The sequence below is a fragment of the Nostoc sp. DSM 114159 genome (assembly GCF_053470285.1).
In genome coordinates this window covers 7,673,284-7,694,812 of the sequence record NZ_JBPFEH010000001.1, presented here as the reverse complement: position 1 = coordinate 7,694,812, position 21,529 = coordinate 7,673,284, and the positions used below count along the sequence as shown (strand labels likewise).

The window sequence follows — 21,529 nt, the reverse complement described above, 5'->3', positions numbered from 1 at the left end:
CCTACCCCTGCCGTCTTAATGATAAGTCTTTAACCAGATACGATATGAATTGCTGCTGGCAGAGTTCATTTCTATCTGTGCTGTTAATACAAAACTAATATCAGGCTAGTTAATGTTTTTAATATCTATAGTTTGGGGAGCCAGCAAGGGCGATAGTGCAGCGTAAAGTCTTCTTTTCTCCCAAAAGGAGACGCTAGGCGTAGCTTGCTTCTCTGTAAGGGTACGCCAGCACAGCAACTCTTAAAGATGCTACCGCGAAATCTGGGGTTTTCCGACAATCAAGCAAGTGGCCTTTGAAAAACAAAACCCAAGATTTTATCCATATTTATGTTGTGTTTAACAATAGTGAAACCCAATATGAACATGGAGATATTTGATTATTAAGTAATTAGCCGAACATGATATAACTTTGACAGTAAATCAGAAAAAAATTTTCAATATGTATACTTACCTTTGTAATAAGATGATATTCTAATTCACTCATCTATCTGAAGGTGGATTATGCAGAGATTAACTCAATTACTAAGCAAATCAGCTTTATTTATCAGTGCGCAACTGGGTGGGCTAGTAATTTACGATGTCTACGACGGGCTACGCCTACGTATAACGATCACATAATATTTAACGGGTCTACATCAATAGTTAAACTTACAGATGAAAGACAAAGCGATCGCACTTCTTCCCAATCTGGTAATCGCGGTAAGGCATCGGGGGCAAATTTAATTAATATCTGCCAGCGATAACGATTAGCTACTCGTAAAATACTCGCTGGTGCAGGGCCCAATATCTCGAATTCTTCTTCTGTACTCAAAGCTGTAGCAATAACTTGCGCTGTATTTTGCACTTGAATCGGGTCGAGACTACTTAAACGCAACAAAATTAACCGCCCGTATGGAGGATAATTAAGTGCTTGGCGTTGTTCCAATTCAGCTTGAGAGAAAGATTGATAATCGTGCGATCGCACTGCTGCAATTACCTGATGCTCTGTAGTATAAGTCTGCACAATCACTCTACCGGGATCTTCACCTCTACCAGCACGTCCAGCGACTTGAGTCAAGGTTTGAAACGCTCGTTCGCTGGCGCGATAATCTGATAAATTTAGTAATCCATCGGCGGCGACAACACCCACAAGTGTCACCTGTGGTAAATCCAAACCTTTAGTAAGCATTTGCGTACCGACTAATAAATCTGCTTCGCCGTTGGCAAACCGAGTCAGTAAAGTACGATGGGAGCCTTTATTACGGGTGGTATCGCTATCAAAACGAATCAAGCGCAACTCTGGGAACTGCCTTGCTAGTTCCTGCGTTACTCGTTGAGTACCGCTACCGAAAAATTTCAGATAAGGGGAACTACAATCAGGGCAAAATTTGGGGTGCGATCGCGCATAGTTACAATAATGACACCGCAATAATTCCGGCGCTTTTTCTTCGGTGTGGTGATACGCCAGCGACACATCACAGTGCGGACATTCCAACACATATCCACAACTGCGGCAAGAGACAAAAGTACTGTGTCCCCGGCGATGGATAAATAAAATTCCCTGTTGTTTTCTTTCTTGCAACTCTTCTAAAGCTGCTTGCAGCGATCTACTAAATATAGAACGATTTCCCTGCTGCAACTCTAGCCGCATATCGACAATTTCCACCGGCGGTAAAGGGCGGGAGTTGATGCGCTCAGGCAAACTTAAGTAATGAGTGCTGAAATGAGTGCTGAGTGCTGAGTGCTGAGTGCTGAGTGAGGAGTTAGGAGTTGGGAGTGAGGAGTCAGGAGTCAGGAGTGAGGAGTGAGGAGTTAGGAATTCTTCCCCTGCTCCCCTGCTCCTCTGCTCCCCTGCTCCTCTGCTCCCCTGTCTGCTCACGCTTACCCAAGTTTCCAACGAAGGCGTAGCGGAACCCAACACCAAGGGGCAATTTTCTAATTCGGCTCGCCACTGGGCAACGGTGCGGGCGTGGTAGGTGGGTATGGGGGAATCTTGTTTAAAGCTGCTATCGTGTTCTTCATCTAAAATAATTAAACCCAAGTTGGGCAAAGGGGCGAAAACAGCGCTACGAGTACCAATGATAACTTGGGGTTCTCCTGCGAGCATTTGTCGCCAAGTGTCGTAACGCTCACCATCTGAAAGGGCGCTGTGATAAACGCTGACTTTATTACCAAAACGAGCGCGAAAACGATCGGTTAGCTGGGGTGTAAGTCCAATTTCTGGGACTAAAACCAGGGCAGATTTACCTTGATTGAGGAGAGGTGCGATCGCTTGCAAATATACTTCGGTTTTTCCCGAACCTGTCACCCCATGCAATAAAACTTGAGCAAATCCATTTAATGTCTGGATTGTCGCTAAGGCGCTAGCTTGAGCAGTAGTTAAAGATTTAGCACCATCGCCTACTAAAGTTGGGCCTTGTTCGGTTCGCAATACTTCCCGTTCTTCGATGACGATGTAACCTTTTTCTTCTAGCCCTTTCAGGGTAGGAGTAGTTGTTTTACAAATCTGTAAGAACTCATTTAACCATAACTCACCACCACGCCGTCGCAGCACTTCTAAAATCTCTCGTTGGCGAGTAGTTAACTCTTGGTCAATTGTACCTGTAAGCGTAACTGCTTTTTGCAACTTGGGTCGAGTTAGTCGTGGTGGTTCTAAGTAGCTTTCTACTAAACCAAATCGCAATAATTCCCGAATTCCCCGATAAGCAGATTTGACTTTTTGTTGCAGGTAAATAAAACTGTAGTCCCCCGTCGGCTGCCCTTGCAAAAGTTCCCAAACTTGCCGCGCAGTTGGAGTCAAAAAAGCCAAAGCATCGGCAGATGCCAGTAAATAACTACTCCCCCCTACCCCCTGCCCCCTGCTCCCTGCTCCCTGCTCCCTGACCCCTGCCCCCTGCCCCCCTGCCCCTCTGCCTCTTACAAGGCGGATACGACGCTGCGATATCGCCCCAGTAATCCTGGCGGCAGAGCAACCCGGATTACTTGAATCAGGGGCGTATAGTAATATGCAGCAACTCGGTTGAGTAATTCCCAGTAAGCACTTGGGAAAAATCCAACGCTGACTATATCTTCTACTTCCCGGATTTTTTCTAGTGGTAAATCGATATTGGGTTGTGCCAGTAATCGAATCGCGATCGCTCCTAATTGTTGCGCCCCAAATGGCACGCTCAAAATATCCCCTGGTTTTATTTCTAACTGGGCTGGCAATCGATAAGTAAATAGTCCTGTACTTCCTGGACAGTTTACCAATACTTCAACCCACCGATTAACAGTTTCACCTGGCTTATATGATTCACTTGGTTCACTCACCACTAAAGGAGATAAATTTATGTCATTAATATACATAGTTGCTGATTTTATAATTAAATATTTTCTTCACATAGCTGGTCAAAATCAACCTAGCTAACTAAACTTTAGTTTTTCGCTTTCTTAAATTTAAATGGTATTTCTCAATACTGTTATCCTTCATAATACTTGATAATTTGCCTCTTATGTAATCTACTAGACAAATTCGTATCAACTATATATGCAATAAATATTTGGTGCCCACTATACAAATAAAAGCATGTCGGCTATTGCTGCAACAGTTACTCTATCTACTAAATATGGAGTAGCCTTTTTCCGCCTATCGGTAGATATTCAACCCTTTCTGTATATGAGATGCTTTTATACAAAGTAATATCGGATCAAAATTAAGCTCTTAATCTTGTAATTTCGATCGTGTAGGTAACTGCAAATTAAATCAAGAATGCGCAAAGCCATTAATAGGTCTTCCTTTTATACAGCAGTGGACTCCAGCGCCGAAAATATTATAAATATTTAGAAAAATATATGAAAGTTTAAGGAATTTGGATGATTAGCTGGAATTTTTATATTTGTTAAGGTTGAGAAAGTTTGAGGGGGTTTGACATATTTGATAATTCAGAAAAAAATGAAGAATATATCTGTTGGGAATCTAAAAAAAAGCTTTATTGGGTGCTAAGGTCAGTTTCGTTATAGGTTGTATCTAACTGTAACCTATAAGATACTAGGTAGATGCCTATTTTTATTTCTGTAGACAAATTCGCATCAGCCTATATTTCGCTATTTTTTACGGGTGCATCGTCCATTAGGGAAAACTACCAAGCCTCAAACGAGTAGGTGTAAATGAATTATGTACCAAACAAAGCAACAATCCCTAAAGGAAAATATGAATATTGTTGAATTGGGAAAAATGGAAATACTGGAGAATGCTGCTGATATCGAAGAACCATCACTCGATAGTTTAAATGCAGTGGCAGAAGAATCTCCAATTGTAGTAGAAAATCTGGAATCGGACGAACGCGATGGAGATGACATGGCGGCGGCTCGTCCTTCAGGATACAACAAAACCGAACATGATGATGCTGTTGGCGCATTTTTTAAAGAAATGGCGCGTTATCCACTCTTAAAAGCTGATGAAGAAGTCGAGTTAGCGCGGCGAGTCAGGTTTATAGAGGAATTTAGAGAAATACAAGCGGCTTTAGAGTTAAAACTGGAACATGAAGCTAGCAAATTAGAAGTGGCTTCCGAGTTAGGGATGACAGAAAAGCAACTAGAAAATCGCTTGTATCAAGGGAGAGTCGCCAAACGCAAAATGATTCGCTCGAACTTGAGATTGGTAGTGTCTATCGCCAAGCGATATTTAAATCGGGGAGTGCCTTTTCTAGATTTAATTCAAGAAGGAGCAATGGGTTTAAATCGCGCTACAGAAAAATTCGATCCCGATAAAGGATATAAGTTTTCTACTTACGCCTATTGGTGGATTAGACAAGCAATTACCAGAGCAATAGCTAACGATGCGCGGACAATTCGGCTACCGATTCATATTGTTGAAAAGCTTAACAAGCTAAAAAAAGCTCAACGAGAACTCAAACAAAAACTCTGTCGTAATCCTACCGAAGGTGAAATGGCAGAATATTTGGAGATTAGCGTGCAACAACTACGTCAGCTACAACAGCTACGACGACAAGCACTTTCTCTCAACCACCGCGTCGGTAAAGAAGAAGACACGGAATTGATGGATTTGTTAGAAGATGAAGATAACTTGTCTCCTGAAGCAAAAATGAATGAAAACATGATGCGTCAGGAGATTTGGGATGTTTTGGGTGATGTGTTAACTCCACGAGAGAAAGATGTGATTTCTCTGCGTTATGGTTTGACAACCAGCGAACCATGTACTTTAGAAGAAGTTGGCAATATGTTCAATCTTTCTCGCGAGCGAGTGCGTCAAATTCAAAGCAAAGCCATGCGGAAATTGCGCCGTCCTCACATAGCTAAACGCTTAAAAGGTTGGTTGATTTAATTTCATTGCTCAAGATAGAGATGCAATCTGGAACTTAATTAGCTTTGCAATTCGCAAAAATCGGGCGTTTTATAGCGTTTTTCGGCTCTTATTTAGTTAATACTCAAAAAAAATTCCCCAGTTGCCTATAGACTATAGACTATAAACTATGGACTATAGACGAATGACTTCGGATAGCAATTTGATTGTGCGTTTTGCCCAAGCAGCCGATTGCAGCGTATTGTTTAAATTAATTGAGGGACTTGCAAAATATGAAAAATTATCTCACGCTGTTACTGGCAATGCTCTAGCACTTCAAGAGCATTTATTTGGTTCGCAAAGGTATATAGAGGCAATATTAGCGGAATCTGCGGGTCAAGCTGTTGGTTTTGCGCTGTTTTTTCATAATTATTCAACATTTCTGACTAAGCCGGGAATTTATCTGGAAGATTTATTTGTTTTACCAGAATATCGTAGGCAAGGTATTGGTAAGGCTCTGTTGACTAAAGTGGCTCAGATAGCCGTAGAACGTGATTGTGGGCGATTAGAGTGGAGTGTCTTAGATTGGAACGAGTCAGCCCAAGCATTTTACCGTAGTATGGGAGCCTCTATATTAGATGATTGGCGAATTTGTCGTGTTACAGAAGATGCGCTTACTCAGTTAGGGTCTGTTAAATTTTTATCAGGGAAAACGCACCTTATTTCCTAATAAAAACTAATAATATATAACGTGAGTTCGATGAACCTCTCCCGGACAACCTCCCTCTCCCACGGGTCAAGGGAGGAGCAACAAGAAATTAGGTTTTTGGCTCCCCTCTCCGTGTCAAAGCTACCGTGTATACACAACTCCTAAAAACCTAGCTTGATAAGACTTTCCTCGTTCCCAGTCTTCGACTGGGAATGCATTCATTGAGTCTCTGACTCAATATTATGACTGGAGGCAGAGCCTCAACGAGGAGCATTCCCATGCAGAGCATGAGAACGAGACAAACGAAATTAGAGTTTTGGCTCTGCTTTTTGTGTCAAAGAGGGGTTGGGGGAGAGGTCAAAAAAGGGCTTGTCGAACTCACGTTAATCATAGAACTTTTCACTTTATTGAATTTAACGGTATATAGACGGAAAACTCTGCTCCTTTTCCTAGCTCCGAGATTACACTTAGTCTTCCTCCATGTTTTTCTACAATAGAGTAGCTAATCGATAATCCTAAGCCTGTTCCTGTGCCAATAGGCTTTGTTGTGAAAAATGGGTCAAATAAATGCTGTTTCACCTTTTCAGACATACCAGACCCATTATCTGCAATTTGAATGGTTATTGTATCAGCCTCAGTCATTTTGGTACGAATTTCGATGCTGGGAATTTTTGTTTGTGTATGTTCAGTTGTGAATAATGAATCTAATGCATCAATAGCATTGCTAAGAATATTCATAAATACTTGATTGATCTGACTAGCGTAGCAATTTACTTCAGGCAGTTGGGCATATTCCTTAATCACATTAATTGCAGGGCGGTATGTTTTCTCTTCTAGACGGTGCTGTAAAATTAACAAGGTGCTATCAATACCTTCATGAAGATTGACAGTTTTCATTTCAGCCTCATCCAGGCGCGAGAAATTGCGGAGAGAAAGAACAATCTGGCGGATGCGATCTGCTCCTATTTTCATTGATTGCAGTAATTTTTGAAGGTCAGATTTGAGGAAGCTTAAATCTACGGCCTCTAGTTCTTCTTGAATCTCAGCAAATGGTTGAGGATAGTAGTGTTGATACAGATCGATTAAATGCAGCAAATTTTGACAATATTCATTGGTATAGGTGACGTTGCCATAAATAAAGTTAATCGGGTTGTTAATTTCATGGGCGATACCTGCCACCATTTGCCCCAATGAAGACATTTTTTCAGTTTGAATTAGTTGGCTTTGGGTGTGTTGCAGTTGTTCTAAAGTTTCCGAGAGATGCTGATTTTTATCATTCAACTCAAAAGTTCTCTGCTCTACCTTTTGCTCCAAGGTATGGCTGTAATCCTCTAGTTGGGCTTTTGCTACAGCGAGATTGTTATACAACATGGCATTTTGCAGCGAGATAGCAGCTTGTGCTGTAAGCAGCCGCAAAACCTCAAGACGGTTTTGGGTAAAGGCTCCAGTCGTCAAACTGTTTTCTAGATATAGGATGCCAACGATCTGGCCGCGATTGTGAATAGGCGTACATAGCAAGCTTTTAGGTTGCCATTGAATAATGTAGGGATCGTTGGCAAAAGTGGTTTCTTTGCGGGCATCATCTAGCACTAAAGTTTCGGAAGTACGCGATACATAGTTCACCACCGTTTTAGGAATATCCTGACTGGCTGAAAGAGGCAATGAGCGCAGATTTCCCCCAAGGCTTTCATACAAAGGCATACGCTCCTCTTCGACGATCGCTTTGCTGTTTCTCTGAGCTGCAACCACCCAATTATCCTCTTGAAGCAGCAAGAGTACTGATTTTTCAGCTCCGGCGTTTTCGCTTACAACCTGCATCAAGGTTGTCAACAGCTTTTCTAACTCAATTTCTCCAGCCAGTGCATGAGAGGCTTTGATCGCCGTTACTAAATCTAAGGCTTCAGTCCCACTAGTACTAGTGTGTGTGAATCCGATTGTAGTGGTGAGGCTAAAGTCTGTAGAAGCATTTTCCTCCTCCTGAAAACTCGTCGAAGCCAAGAATTGAGGATATTGGCTCTCCAACTGTTTAACTTTGGCTACAGCTCCCCATTTTAGGTAACTGTAATAGGCATTCATCAAGTAAATTTGAGCGATACCTTCCGTGGACTTTCCTGGGGAACGGTACGCGTAGCTTGCTTCTACAAAGTGGTACGCCAATGCTTCTTTGTGCCATTCCAAGTAAAATCGGGCAGCCAATTCATTGGCGAGGGCAACTTCTTGAATGTATCCATTGACTTTTGCCCCTGCGATCGCGCGATCGTAAAGATCCACAGCCTGCGCCATCAGTCCCAACACTCGGCATTCTTCGGCTTTTACTAGTTCAAATTTGTGCAAATAATTCATGGGTGCGTGGTGCGCCCATGTCTTCATTTTTTCCTGGTTTTCTGTCACCCGCTCCAGTAAAATTTCTCGGCGAGCGGCCGTAGCTGTAGAATATTCTGCCAGAGCCGTTAGTGAATCATAAAAATAAAATATCGGCACAGTAGCATAGCCCGTGCCTGCAACTAGATAAACTCTAGCTTGAGTGGCTGTCTCCACTGCTTGCGAGATGTTTTCAAACAAATAACAGAGAATTAACTTGTGCAGCCAGAAGTAGTGAGGCCCCATCAAGTCATTGGCATTATGCATTTGAGTCAAAAATTTTGCTTCATCAAGTACCTCACCTGTTAAAATACAGGGATTTTCAGCCTTGCCGAGCAAATTCAAAACTGTTTGCCAGAAGACACGGCAGTAGTTGAGAATCATATCTTGCCTAAAATTTTCTAAAGCATGACAGTAAGCCTGGATGTCTTCTTCTAACGATTTCAGTTCTCGTCCCAAAAAATAAGAATACTGACAGATGTCTTTCGTAGTGAAGGCAACGTAATATACATTTCTAGTTTCCAGAGCAATTTTGTAACCTTCCAGTATCAGCTGTAAGGATTTTTGTAGTGGAGACTTCAAATAGGTGATAAAAGCACCCGTAACATAAAACACATTAGGTTTAATGTCGCTAATATTAAATTTGTCAGCTAGTGCCAAAGCCAGGTTGCCAAAAAGATAGGCTTTTTCAATATCTTGGAGAATTCCGTTTAACAGAATGCCATAGGCGGCATAACATAAGGGAGAAAATGGAGCATTGCCATACTGAATTGATGCTTTGACTTGTGACAGGATGACTAAAGGAAACAGATTTGGTTCGGCAGTGTAAACGGCTGGAGCAACGTTTGCCACAATTCGGTTAACAGCCAGCTTGTCTTTTGCCGTCATCAGGGGTAAATCAACCAAGGAAGCAATATCACGCCCGTTAATTAAGGCAGCAGTTTCCTGAAGGTCTTGCTGAATATCTTCGGGGGTGGATGTTTCGGGAAAAACCACGCCGAACAGACTCATTCCCTGGCGAGCGATCGCGATCGCGCCCAGTACATTATTTTGAGTTGTATACGCCTGGATTTTGGTTTCGTAAATGCTGATTTGATCTAGTGGAGTTTTGGCTTGCTGCATTACTGTTTGAGCCAATTGCTCCATCTGTTCATGAGCACCACAAAGGTAAGCTGCTTCGGCAGCTGATTCGTGCAGTGCTAGAGCTAATTCATACTGAGTGTGCCAACAGTCGGATCTTAATAAACGAATCCCGGTAGTTAAATACTCAATTGCTACCTGATATGATGTAGCAGATTTAGCTTTTTTTCCTGCCAATAGGTTAAGTTGTGTCAGTCGATCGCGATCGGACTGAGATCCAATCAGTTCTCTGCCAAGATTCAATTGGTTAACAATTTCAAAAATCAGCAATTCTTGCTCAGTTTCCGGGGTATTACTTAACAGCAATTGACCAATCTTCAGGTGAGTTGCTGGTTTTTGATTGGCCGGAATTAGTGAATAAGCAGCTTGTTGAACGCGATCGTGGAGAAATTTGTAGGTAATAGTTATCGATCCGCGATCGTTTGTCAAATCATCTATAACAACAGACTCATCCTGAAAGAATGTATATCCTTCAGCATTGGGCAAAATTAATCCATCCTTGAGAGCTGGCCACAAATCTGCTGCGGTTTGGGCTGGAGATTTTTCATAGACAACCGATAGGGTTTCTAAATCAAACTGATTGCCAATACAGGCAGCCAGTTTGAGAACATCCTGAGTCTGCGATCGCAATTTTTGGAGTTGCAGCACTACAAACTCCACAATATCTTCTGTAAAAGAAAGCGCCCGGATTTGAGCAAGATTGCACTGCCAATCGCCTGTTTTGCTGGCAAAGGCGATCAGTCCATCTTCATGCAGCGATTTGAGAAACTGGTTAGTGAAAAATGGATTACCTTTGGTCTTTTGATACACCAAATTGGCGATCGCAATTGCTTGTTCTGCTGTATATTTCAGCGTATCTGCAATCAGTTGATTTAGGTCGGCTTCGGTAAGGGCAGAAAGGACAATACTGCTAATTGTAATCGCCTCTTGACGCATCTCCTCAATGGTCAACATCAAGGGATGTGCAGAAGAAACCTCATTATCTCGATATGCTCCAATCACTAGCAAATAAGAGTTATTGGCTTCACTCATCAACAGATGCATCAGTTTTAAAGAAGCCAAATCTGCCCACTGTAAATCATCGAGGAAAATGACCAGGGGATGTTCTTGGGTTGTAAATACTTGAATGAATTTCTGAAATAGCAAATTGAAGCGGCTTTGGACAGCAGTACCCGATAATTCTGGGACAGAGGGCTGCTTGCCAATGATTCGTTCGAGTTCTGGAATCACCTCAATAATCACTTGACCACTTTCACCCAATGTAGATAAAATTTGGGTCTTCCACTGGTCAATTTGAGCATCACTCTCTGTCAGCAGTTGTGCTATTAAGTCCCGGAATGCTTGCACCAAAGCAAAAAAGGGAATATTACGATTAAATTGATCGAATTTGCCTTTGATAAAGTATCCGCGCTGACGGGCGATCGGTTTGTGAACTTCGTTGACAATTGCCGTTTTCCCAATACCAGAGGAACCTGCCACCAGGATGATTTCAGAAGTTCCCTGGCGCACCCGTTCAAAGGTTGCTAGTAGCATTGCCACTTCTGCTTCCCGGCCATAGAGTTTTTCGGGAATTGTAAAGCGATCGCAAACGTCCCTATGCCCTAGCTGAAACGGGATAATACTTCCACTCTCCTGCAATTGTTCCAAACAAATTTGCAGATCGTGTTTTAGCCCTAATGCATTCTGATAGCGGTCTTCAGCATTCTTCGCCATCAGTTTCATAACGATATCACAGAGAATTTGGGGAATCCCTTCTCTATTCCCTAAAAGTGGTGGTTGTTTCGCTATGTGACAATGCACCAATTCCATCAAATCATCGGATTGAAATGGTAATCGCCCAGTTAATAGTTCATAGAAAGTGACTCCCAGAGAATAGAAGTCAGTGCGGTAATCAATTCCCCGATTCATTCGCCCGGTTTGTTCGGGGGAGATATAGGCGAGGGTTCCTTCTAAAACAGTCGGGCTGGTTGAAAGTTGGTTAACTCTTGGTAGCAGTGAAGCAATGCTAAAGTCAATGAGTTTGACCTCCTTTGTGGTCGGATTTATCAGGATATTGGCGGGTTTGATATCCTTGTGGATAACTTGGTGATGGTAAAGATCGGCCAGAATATCAGCAAGTGCGATCGCAATCTGTAAAAACTCGCTCAAAAACTCAGGATAAAAACGTGAGATATTTTCTTCATTTGCGACATTTCTGAATCCCTGTCTCCAAGAGGCAGCATACTCCTTCAAAGAAATTCCGCCAAAGTCTTCTAAGATCAGGGCGGGTCGATTATGACAATTTTCCAGGCTATAGATCCGAACAACCCCAGGAACATTTAAGATTTTCGTAATTGTGTACTGATTCTTGAATTGAGCCAACTCAATCAGACTGGGATAAGAACTTGTAAGAAGTTTGATCGCAACAGCAGTTCGATCGCTCTCTCGCAAAGCTCGGTAAACCAGAGTGCGACTGCTGGTGTAAATTCTCTCACCAATTCGATAGCCGGGAATATCGACTCGATTCTCTAGCATAAAAGTTGCTATTGGATAACCTAAGTTTATTTTTCCCTGATTAACTCGAATTATCACAATTCATTAGTAAAAATTGAGAAACCCGATCGAGCTAAATTAACCGACGATACTTGAATCTATCCCATTAATCTCAGAGGATGTTTGAAAAGTATTTTTGGTAACTTCTAAGCCTCAGAAACTTAACCTCCCTACTCTATTCTCTACAAGTAAATGGGGGTTTAAAAGCGTCTCTTTGCTTGTCTGACGACAGGCTGACGCCAATGGGGAAAGGAATGGAAGCGGGATTTATGGCATATTTTACGACTTTTTAAACATCCCCTTAGGCATCTGCCTGAAAAATAAATTTGGGTTCTTGCAGTAGTTTTATGGTAATCAGTAGAGGTTACTAAATTTCCATAATTATAATTTAGCGATCTAGGACTCCTATTTGAGAAAGTCAGTACGATCTATGCCTTCTTTACTATTCCCTGTTCGCTGCCCACGCAAGTAAATTCAGTAATAAAACTGGATTACTATATCAATACGTAAAATATAAGTTGTTAAAAATTTAATTATTATAAAATATACTTAAATAACTCCAGGTTTATAATCTTTAGTATCGCATGGTGAAATTTTAAAAACACTTCCTGCAAACTATTGTAAGTGGCAGGTGATTAGGGATATCTTAATCATGGAGCGGGGAATCAACACAGAATTCTTCATAATGAAATTGCAGACGTAATTAAAAATTTTTATTAAGCAAAAGTTAAAAAATTTTTGGGCGAAGTTTGACAGCTTGTCATTTGACTATGGCAGCCGCTCAACTCACAATTATGGAGGATATTGCACCGAATAAGCCGTTATTGCAGAGAGAACACGAAATGAAAAAAATGATTACAGTCATACTGTTAGGCATAGCAATCTTCACATTTGCCTTCAGTAATCCAGCATTGGCAGCAGATACTGCTAGTGGAGCTAAAGTATTTAGTGCCAATTGTGCCTCATGTCACGCAGGAGGAAAGAATTTGGTTCAAGCTGACAAAAACCTGAAGAAGGAGGCTTTGCAAAAGAATGGTTTGTACTCAGCAGAGGCGATTATCTCCCAGGTTACAAAAGGTAAAAATGCCATGCCCGCTTTCGGCAAACGTTTGAAGTCTAACCAAATTGAAGATGTAGCGGCTTATGTGCTTTCACAAGCAGATAATGGTTGGAAGTAGACTAAAATCTAACTTCAAAAATTAGCAATTAGCGGGGCTTTCTGTCCCGCTAATCTTAGAGTTGCCGCAATTATCAAACAGGATGGATATACCAATTTAGGATTTTGGATTAATAGTCTTTATAAAAAGACTGTTCCAAAAATATCAAATAATACTACCTATCCTCATTTGGTATTATGAGTAATTTCTGGCGATTATTTTTCAGTATAATTGTTGCTTTTCCTCTCACTTTTTTGACTTTACCTGCACATTCTTCACCCATTTTAATTACCCAAATTACAGCGGGTGATTTCTTAGAGTTGGGTGTAGATAAGATGCGGCACGGTGATTACCAGGAAGCAATAGAGAATTTCAACCAGGCGATTGAACTTAAGAAAGATTTGGCTGTAGCTTATAGCGATCGCTGTCTTGCTCATCTCCAACTACAAGATTACCATCAAGCGATCGCAGATTGTACTCAAGCGATAAATTTTGCACCGGATAACTTTGAGGCTTATCTGAACCGGGGAGTAGCACACTACAGACAAGGAGATTATGCTGCTGCCATTGTCGATCATAACCGAGCCGTTACACTTAAACCCTCCGATTTTCGAGCCTATTACAACCGAGGGCTAGCCCGTGCTGGGGATGGGAAAGACTCGGAGGCAATTCTTGACTTTAATTTAGCCCTAACTCAAATTCCTCGAATCAGCAGCTTACTGCTTGCAGATATCTATAATGACCGAGGTTTAGCGCATTTTGTCTTGCAAGATATCCAAGCTGCGATGCTCGACTTTAATCTAGCAATTCGCCTCAATGCTAACGATTATAGAGCTTACTTTAACCGAGGTTGTGCTTGCGGACGAAACGGAGATGACTTTGGTGCAGTGCGTGATTTTTCTCAAGTCATCAGACTTAACCCCAGTAATGCCCAGGCTTACGTTAATCGGGGAGTAGCTCAGTATCGCTTAGGATATCATTTAGGAGCTATATCTGATTTACAAAAAGCATCTGAGTACTTTGAAAACCAAGGAAAAAAAGTTGCTTACGAAAAAACTCTAGATTTACTGAAGAGTTTGCGAGAACAAATTTCCTTTGCAACGGAAATCGCTCTTTTCTAACACTATTAGGGCTATACAGGATATCCACCAGCTTGAAAAATCTGTTCGGCGGTTAAGTTTAATTCAGGGAAAAGAGGTGAGATAATGCGATCGCTACCTTGAAACTGACTGACTTGGTATTCTCCCTCAATTAAAGTGTAGAGAGATACAGTTGGTTGTTTAGGATTGCCAATAAATCGCCTACCGCCTAAAGCAGCATAGTCTACAATCCAGTATTCGGGTATACCTACAGCCTCATAATCAGCAGCTTTTTTTAAATAATCATCACGCCAATTGCTACTCACTACCTCAACTACTAAAGGTATTGATTCCGCTTGACTTACAGTAGATTCTTTTTTCCACAGAGGTTCGTTTACCAAATTAGGGAGATTTAATATCAGTACATCTGGTGAGTAAGCCGATTCACTTTCAGGTGGTTTGACTAATACTGTTTTTGGGATGCCGTAGCGTAGGCTAATGCGACTATATTCTAGAATAAATTTCTGGACTAAAAATACAATGATCTCTTCATGGTCGCCTGTAGGTTGCGGCATCTCTACAATTACTCCATCATGCAATTCATAACGTTTTCCTGTGTTGTCAGGATATTTAGCAACAAATTCATCGAATGTAACTACTTTGCGTAAGGCTTGAATCATAAATTATTGCCATTCGTCTCAATGCTAACGATTATAGAGCGTACTTTAACCAGGGTTGTGCTTGCAAAAAAACAGAGATAACTTTGGTACGAAGGTTTGAGGTTTATTCTCCTTCATCTTTTGGAGCCTAGCTTACTTATGAAGCGCAATCTCTCTAGCTCTTGAAAATCGCACGTCTGGAAATTTAAACGCCTAAGACAGAATAAAACATATCTCAATCTAGAGTCAGATCGTATTACTAGTAGAACCCAGATCACACTTCAATAAGTTCATCTCGACTAAACTAAATATTTATACTTCAGTATAACAAATACTAGTCCTATAGGAACTTAAATTATGCCAATGAAAAGAGGCGATCGCAGAGATTCTAATTATGATAACAATGTTAATAATCCTCGCTCACGGCAGAAGGAACCAACTCCTCCTCGTGAACTTCAACAGCTATTGATGACTGTTCGTGCCCAACGCGATGAAGCACAACAACGTGCGAAAGAAAATCAGGAAGCTGCATCCCAACTGGTTCATGTTCGGCAAAAGATTGAAACTTACCAAATTGAAGCTAATGAGCTAAAAGAGCAAGTTACTCAAAACTATCGCTTTTATATTGATGAGCAGGAAAATCATCAAAAGACGCTCTACCTTTACAACGAAGAAAAAGCAAAAATATCCCAGCTAGTTCATGTTCATCAGCGAGAGATTCTAACTTATCAACTCGAAGCTAATGAACTAAAAGAGCAAGTCACTCAAAATTATCGCTTCTATATTGATGAGCAACAAAGTCATCAACAAACGCTCTGTATCTACAACGAAGAAAAAGCAAAAGCAACTGAATTGCTTACCAAATATGAGTCAGTAAACTCAGAACGAGAAATGTATTTGACCTTATACAATGAGGCTAAAGCAGAACTCAAGCATGAGCGTCGTTCCAAAGCTAGCATTAAGGGATGGGAAACTCGCCGGAAAGCCGAGAATGAAAAATTAAAACGAGAAATTGCCCAGATGGTTGTGCTAGTGCGTGACTCTTTAGCAAGTAAGGATGAAGCAGTAAATAGTCTTTACGTTGTTGCAGAGCGTATGGATCGGATTCAATCTCTAGTTGATTCCGTGGAAGAAGAAACAACTAACAATCCTATGGGTTTAGTACAAAAATTTAAACGCATCTGGCTGGCAATTAAAGACATACTTGCTGAATAAACATACTTATGAGCAAAAAATCACTACCAACCACGCAAAAACAAGGTAAAGCGAGGCTGGGAGATCAAATTCGCAATATTGCCGATCGCCTTAAACAAGAGACTGATGTACAGATAACAGCAACTTCTCGAATTTTAGGCGCTGCTGCTCAAATTGCCGAAAATCATGACCAACTTATTAATGAAGTAGTTGATATGGTTGAGTCAGATATAGATGTAGAGAAACAGGTATCTCAGAAGCATATTTATACTGTTGATCTTCTGAAGCAACAGTTTAAAACATTACGGGATGCAAAGGCTCACTTTAATCTGAAAGTTACTAGTTGGGAATCACTAGCTAATAAATTAAATGCTGCATCTTTCCAAACAACCACAATTCAGAATAAACCTCAATCAAATCAGGGTTTGGCAGACACTAATACGATCAAAGGTGAATATAATTTTAATAATCTTGAAAAATTGACAGTTTTTTTAGAGCCTGATGTTGCAGAACTGTTTCCTAATTCGGAAGCAGTAAATGAAGCTCTGCGTTTTTTAATTAGAGTTACGAGTAAAAATTATTGAGGCATTTTAGCAACTTTATAGAAAGAAAAATATATTTTTCTTTCTATAAAGTTGAGTATTTTTTTCTCCTCATACTGCTAACCGATCAGGCGTAACACCATCAGAGAGCGATCTGAAACTGGTAGACTTTGAGAGCCGGAAACTAATTTTCCCCGTTCTAAAAACCGAGGTTCATTAGTGTCAATTACTATCTCCCATACCTTTTCTTTAAAGTCATCGGGTAAAGCAAACTCAATTAACTCATAGTGAGCGTTAAAAAATACTAGAAAACTTTCATCAATAATCCGCTCACCACGATCGCCTGGAGTAGCAATTCCCTGCCCATTCAAAAAAATCTCCATTACTTTGGCATAACTAACTAGCCACTGCTGCTCAGTCATTTCACTGCCATCAGAATTAAACCAAGCAATATCATTAATACCTAAACCGTGAATGGGGCGGCCTTGAAACCACTTACGTCGTCGGAATACTGGATGCTGATGGCGAAAATTAATTAGTTCGCGTGTAAAGTCTAGTAAATCCGAGTTCGCTTTATGCAAATCCCAATGTCGCCAAGAAATTTCATTGTCTTGGCAGTAAACATTATTATTTCCCTTTTGACTACAGCCAATTTCATCCCCCTCTAATAGCATTGGGACACCTTGAGATAGCATTAGGGTTGCTAAAAAGTTTCGTCGTTGCCGTTCGCGCAAACGCAGTACTTCTGGATCGTCGGTTTCGCCTTCTACTCCACAATTCCAGGATCTATTATGGCTTTCACCATCTCTATTATCTTCCCCGTTTGCTTCATTATGCTTTTCGTTATAGCTGACCAAATCATTTAACGTGAAACCATCATGAGCAGTGATGAAATTAATACTTGCATTTGGGTTGCGCCCGTTGGTTTGATATAGGTCAGGGCTACCGGTAAAACAGTAAGCAAATTGTCCTAAACTATCATCTACACCACGCCAAAAATCTCTGACTGTATCCCGATATCTACCATTCCACTCAGACCAACGCAGTGGAAAGTTCCCGACTTGATAGCCTCCTTCTCCTAAGTCCCAAGGTTCAGCAATCAGCTTCACATCTGCCAAAATTGGGTCTTGATGAATAATATCAAAGAAAGCTGATAGGTTATCTACTTCATATAATTCCCGCGCCAGCGCTGAGGCTAAATCAAAGCGGAAGCCATCTACATGCATTTCTGTTACCCAATAGCGCAAGCTATCCATGATTAACTTCAGAACTTGAGCATGACGCACATTCAGAGAGTTACCGCAGCCTGTAAAGTCCATGTAGTAGCGAGGATCGTCCTTTACCAAACGGTAATATACAGAATTATCAATACCTCGCAAAGATAGCGTTGGCCCGAAATGATTTCCTTCGCCAGTGTGGTTGTAGACTACATCTAAGATCACTTCAATTCCGGCAAAATGTAGTGCCTTGACCATTTGCTTAAATTCAGTGACTTGTTCTCCTCCAGTTCCACTAGCACTGTAACTAGAATAAGGGGCAAAATAATTGATGGAATCGTAGCCCCAGTAATTGCTTAATCCTTTATCTTCTAAATGTCCCGGATGAGATAGAAAATGATGTACTGGCATCAACTCAACTGCTGTAATGCCTAATTGCAGTAAGTGTTGAATTGCAGCCGGATGGGCCAAACCGGCATAAGTACCGCGTAATTCTTCTGGAATATCTGGATGTAGTTTAGTAAAACCTTTAACGTGAGTTTCATAAATAACAGTTCTATACCAAGGCGTAGTAAGCAGTTTATCGCCTTCCCAATCAAAAGATTGATCGACCACAACACACTTGGGCATTATTTTGGCATCATCTAGTTCGGAAAAAACTAAGTCTTTTTCCTCAGCGTCTAGAGAGTAGCCAAAGACAGCTGGATCGTTACTAAATTCACCGTCAATTGCCTTAGCATAAGGATCAATTAATAGTTTATTTGAATTAAATCGATGACCTACTTCTGGTGCCCACATCCCATGTACTCTAAACCCATACTTTTGACCTGGGCCAACTCCTGGTAAGTAACCATGCCAAACAAAATTGTTTTTTTCTGTCAAAGGTATACGAATTTCTTCGTCATCGTTATCAAATAAACAAAGCTCTACCCCTGTTGCATTTTCCGAAAATAAAGCAAAGTTTGTTCCTTTACCATCCCAAGTTGCACCTAAAGGATATACATTCCCCGGCCATAAAGCTACATACATAAGTAAATCTTGAATATTAGTTTTTCGACAAATATTATTGATTTCAACTTTTTTGAATAATTAGTTAAAATCTAAGAGTTACTAAGAATTCTTTAGAATCAATAACATTTAAATTTAACTTAAAAATAATATGATTTACTCTATCATTAGTAATAAAATCTCTATTCCTTAAGTTGGAAAAATTAACGTAGAGGGTAACAGACTGAAGGAAAACTGCGCTGTTTGCGACACGCCGCGCAATCTGCTTCAGGAAAGCGATGCTTGCGTTAGGATGCGCTAACGCTAAAAAGTAAGGGTTTTAAACCCTCACTGTTGCCACAGCTTCCCGCAAGGTACGGCTCTTTACATGGCTCCAAATCATCTAGGTCAAATCCCCTTCTACTTTATTTAAATAAAATCGCGTCTAGAGTTTAACACATACTGAATTAACAAATAGTCTCATCTGAACTGGGGAAATATGACAGCGTGTCTTTTGACACAATTTTACTATTACAGCAACAATGCTACGTAGTGACTGTTTTTACTTGGTGTGAAAGAGAACGTGAAAAAGGATTTTTTGTTGCTAACAGTTGCTTTACCGAGTTTACTGATAGCGTCTCCTAGTTATGCGGTTGAGAGTGAAATTGAGCAGAGAAATACTAATAAATCAACCGAAGTTATTTCAGATATTCCAAGTTTGAGTGAGATCAAACTACCTGCTACTAATGCCGAATTATTATCTCAACAATCTGTACCGATTGAAGTTAATCCAGAAACTCAGCCAGAAACAGAGCAAACTCCGAGCGATGATGCAGACATTTCTATAGAAGCGATCGCAGAACCAGACAACCTACCCCAATCTACTCCAACTTACGTAATCGATCGAGAAGAAATTAAAAAGCAGGGTGCTGCAAGTTTAGCCGATATTTTGAAAAGAATGCCTGGTTTTGCAATCAATGATGTCGGTCATGGTGCAGATATTCACACAGGTACATACTATCGGGGAGCCTCAATTAATCAATCTGTATTTTTGATTAATGGTAGACAAATTAACACTAATATCAACACTTATCATGGTGGAACTGATTTAAATAGTATTCCTGTAGAGGCGATTGAACGAGTGGAATTATATAGCGGCACAGCCTCCGCTTTATTTGGTTCCTCAGCCTTTGGAGGAGTTGTGAATATTATCACCAAGGAAGGTTATGGCAAACCAAAATTCAATGCTAGTGCAGAATTTGGCTCATTGAGTTTAAATAATCAACAAGTGACTTATGGTGGTTCATCCAATAATGTCAAGTACAACTTTAGCTTTGAAAGATTCTTTACAGATAACCGTTACCGCGTCCCTATAGGTGCAGCCAATCGTGATGAAAAGGGATTTTTATCAAATGCAGACACAGCAACAAGTACCTACTTTGGTAGCATTGGGCTAGATTTAAATCAGAAAAATTCATTGAATTTAGATGTTACTAAACTCAGCAGTCGTCGCGGCTTAATTTATTTTGGGTTTCCTCTCCAAAGAGATAGATTAGACCACGATGGTTTAAATATAGGCTTATCTTGGAAAACTCGGCTAGGTAATGGCGAAAGCTCTAACCTAACAACCTCAATTGGTTATAACCAAGATTATTTCAGCACTTATGGGCCTACAGGAGCATTTTACCGTACAGGAGCTTTAGATACTCAACAACTGACAGCCAGGGTAGATCATGAGTGGAAAATTACTGCCAATAATAAATTGCGTTGGGGATTAGATTTAAAAAACACCGACTTAACCGGTGATGTTTTGAGTACGAATCCTATTGCTATTGCCAATAACGAAACTGAAAATAGGAGTTTGTTCAATACAGCTTTATTCGCTGTCAATACTTGGAATATTAGCGATAATTTTCTGATAGATTTAGGGCTAAGACAAAGCTTTGATAGCCAATTTGGAAATTATCTCAATCCTAGTGTTGGGTTACGTTATGCCGTCACGCCAATAGTAGCAGTGCGTGGAAGTTGGGCAGGGGGACAACGCAATCCTGGGTTGGATCAGTTGTATGTTTATGATACAGTTCATGGTTGGGCACCTAATCCTGATTTAAGACCAGAAATTGGCTCAACTTGGACTGCGGGAGTCGATGTTAATTTTTCTCAAAATCTGATTGGACAGTTTACTTACTTTGGTAGTAGTATAGGCGATCGCTTGGGAGTCATCGCTGGAAAATGGGCAAACATTGGATTAGTAGATACCAATGGTTTAGAAGCTGCATTGCAATTAAAAATTGCCACTGGCTGGTCAACTTTCCTCAACTATACTTACACAGATGCTCAAATAAAAACAGGGGCAGAGAGAGGTTTACAACTAGGTTTAATTCCCTACTCTGTACTGCAAACTGGTGTAGGTTATCAAAATTCCGGTTGGCAAGCTAACTTATATGTTACCTACAATAGTGGCGCTCGCAGATCCATCTTTGTTAACTCTAGTGACAAGCCTACAGATTTTGCACCGTCTTTCGTGAATTTAGATTTGAGCGGGCGTATACCTCTAACTAGCAATTTAGGACTAACAGTTTACTTAGAAAATCTACTGGGGGAGCAATATGAACGAGTTAATCGCATATATAGCCCTGGATTTACTTTTCGTCTGGGTTTAAATGCCAATTTTTAGGTATTCAATGTAGAA

General features: G+C 40.7%; 12 protein-coding genes. 7 read left to right on the top strand and 5 right to left on the bottom strand.

Annotation, left to right across the window (positions count from 1 at the left end; all coding sequences use genetic code 11):
• Nucleotides 1-610: 610 nt before the first annotated feature.
• Complete coding sequence (priA, locus tag ACR5KR_RS32350) at nt 611-2,788, bottom strand: primosomal protein N' (RefSeq protein WP_448269376.1); 2,178 nt, start codon at nt 2,786-2,788, stop codon at nt 611-613.
• 107 nt (nt 2,789-2,895) lie between these two features.
• Complete coding sequence (locus ACR5KR_RS32345) at nt 2,896-3,324, bottom strand: primosomal protein N' family DNA-binding protein (RefSeq protein WP_448269375.1); 429 nt, start codon at nt 3,322-3,324, stop codon at nt 2,896-2,898.
• A gap of 808 nt (nt 3,325-4,132) precedes the next feature.
• Here ACR5KR_RS32345 and ACR5KR_RS32340 point away from each other — a divergent pair.
• Together ACR5KR_RS32340 and ACR5KR_RS32335 are read left to right on the top strand one after the other, a co-directional pair.
• Nucleotides 4,133-5,302: an RpoD/SigA family RNA polymerase sigma factor gene (locus ACR5KR_RS32340; protein ID WP_445629257.1), complete on the top strand. Its 1,170-nt coding sequence runs from the start codon at nt 4,133-4,135 to the stop codon at nt 5,300-5,302.
• A 163-nt stretch (nt 5,303-5,465) separates the two neighbouring features.
• A complete protein-coding gene (locus tag ACR5KR_RS32335; RefSeq protein ID WP_445629256.1) occupies nt 5,466-5,990 on the top strand; it encodes a GNAT family N-acetyltransferase in 525 nt (174 codons plus the stop codon).
• Between the two features lie 378 nt (nt 5,991-6,368).
• Here ACR5KR_RS32335 and ACR5KR_RS32330 read toward each other — a convergent pair whose 3' ends face one another.
• On the bottom strand, nt 6,369-12,041 hold the full coding sequence (locus tag ACR5KR_RS32330; protein ID WP_448269372.1) for a trifunctional serine/threonine-protein kinase/ATP-binding protein/sensor histidine kinase: 5,673 nt from the start codon (nt 12,039-12,041) through the stop codon (nt 6,369-6,371).
• Between the two features lie 803 nt (nt 12,042-12,844).
• Here ACR5KR_RS32330 and petJ point away from each other — a divergent pair.
• Both petJ and ACR5KR_RS32320 read left to right on the top strand, forming a co-directional pair.
• Nucleotides 12,845-13,180 carry a cytochrome c6 PetJ gene (gene petJ / locus ACR5KR_RS32325; protein WP_448270404.1) on the top strand — a complete coding sequence of 112 codons (336 nt, stop codon included), beginning with the start codon at nt 12,845-12,847 and terminating at the stop codon, nt 13,178-13,180.
• Between the two features lie 176 nt (nt 13,181-13,356).
• A complete protein-coding gene (locus ACR5KR_RS32320; protein ID WP_448269370.1) occupies nt 13,357-14,280 on the top strand; it encodes a tetratricopeptide repeat protein in 924 nt (307 codons plus the stop codon).
• Nucleotides 14,281-14,291: 11 nt separating this feature from the next.
• Here ACR5KR_RS32320 and ACR5KR_RS32315 read toward each other — a convergent pair whose 3' ends face one another.
• A complete protein-coding gene (locus tag ACR5KR_RS32315) occupies nt 14,292-14,918 on the bottom strand; it encodes a Uma2 family endonuclease (protein WP_448269368.1) in 627 nt (208 codons plus the stop codon).
• A gap of 336 nt (nt 14,919-15,254) precedes the next feature.
• Between ACR5KR_RS32315 and ACR5KR_RS32310 the strand changes: the two genes are divergently transcribed.
• Nucleotides 15,255-16,112, top strand: coding sequence for a hypothetical protein (locus tag ACR5KR_RS32310; RefSeq protein WP_448269367.1), 858 nt, complete (start codon nt 15,255-15,257; stop codon nt 16,110-16,112).
• Nucleotides 16,113-16,120: 8 nt separating this feature from the next.
• On the top strand, nt 16,121-16,675 hold the full coding sequence (locus ACR5KR_RS32305; RefSeq protein ID WP_448269365.1) for a hypothetical protein: 555 nt from the start codon (nt 16,121-16,123) through the stop codon (nt 16,673-16,675).
• A gap of 77 nt (nt 16,676-16,752) precedes the next feature.
• Here ACR5KR_RS32305 and glgX read toward each other — a convergent pair whose 3' ends face one another.
• The gene (gene glgX / locus ACR5KR_RS32300; protein ID WP_448269363.1) at nt 16,753-18,879 is read right to left on the bottom strand and encodes a glycogen debranching protein GlgX; all 2,127 of its coding nucleotides are present in this window, start codon (nt 18,877-18,879) and stop codon (nt 16,753-16,755) included.
• 541 nt (nt 18,880-19,420) lie between these two features.
• Between glgX and ACR5KR_RS32295 the strand changes: the two genes are divergently transcribed.
• Nucleotides 19,421-21,514, top strand: a complete 2,094-nt coding sequence (locus tag ACR5KR_RS32295; RefSeq protein WP_448269361.1) for a TonB-dependent receptor plug domain-containing protein — start codon at nt 19,421-19,423, stop codon at nt 21,512-21,514.
• The last annotated feature ends 15 nt before the right edge of the window (nt 21,515-21,529 follow it).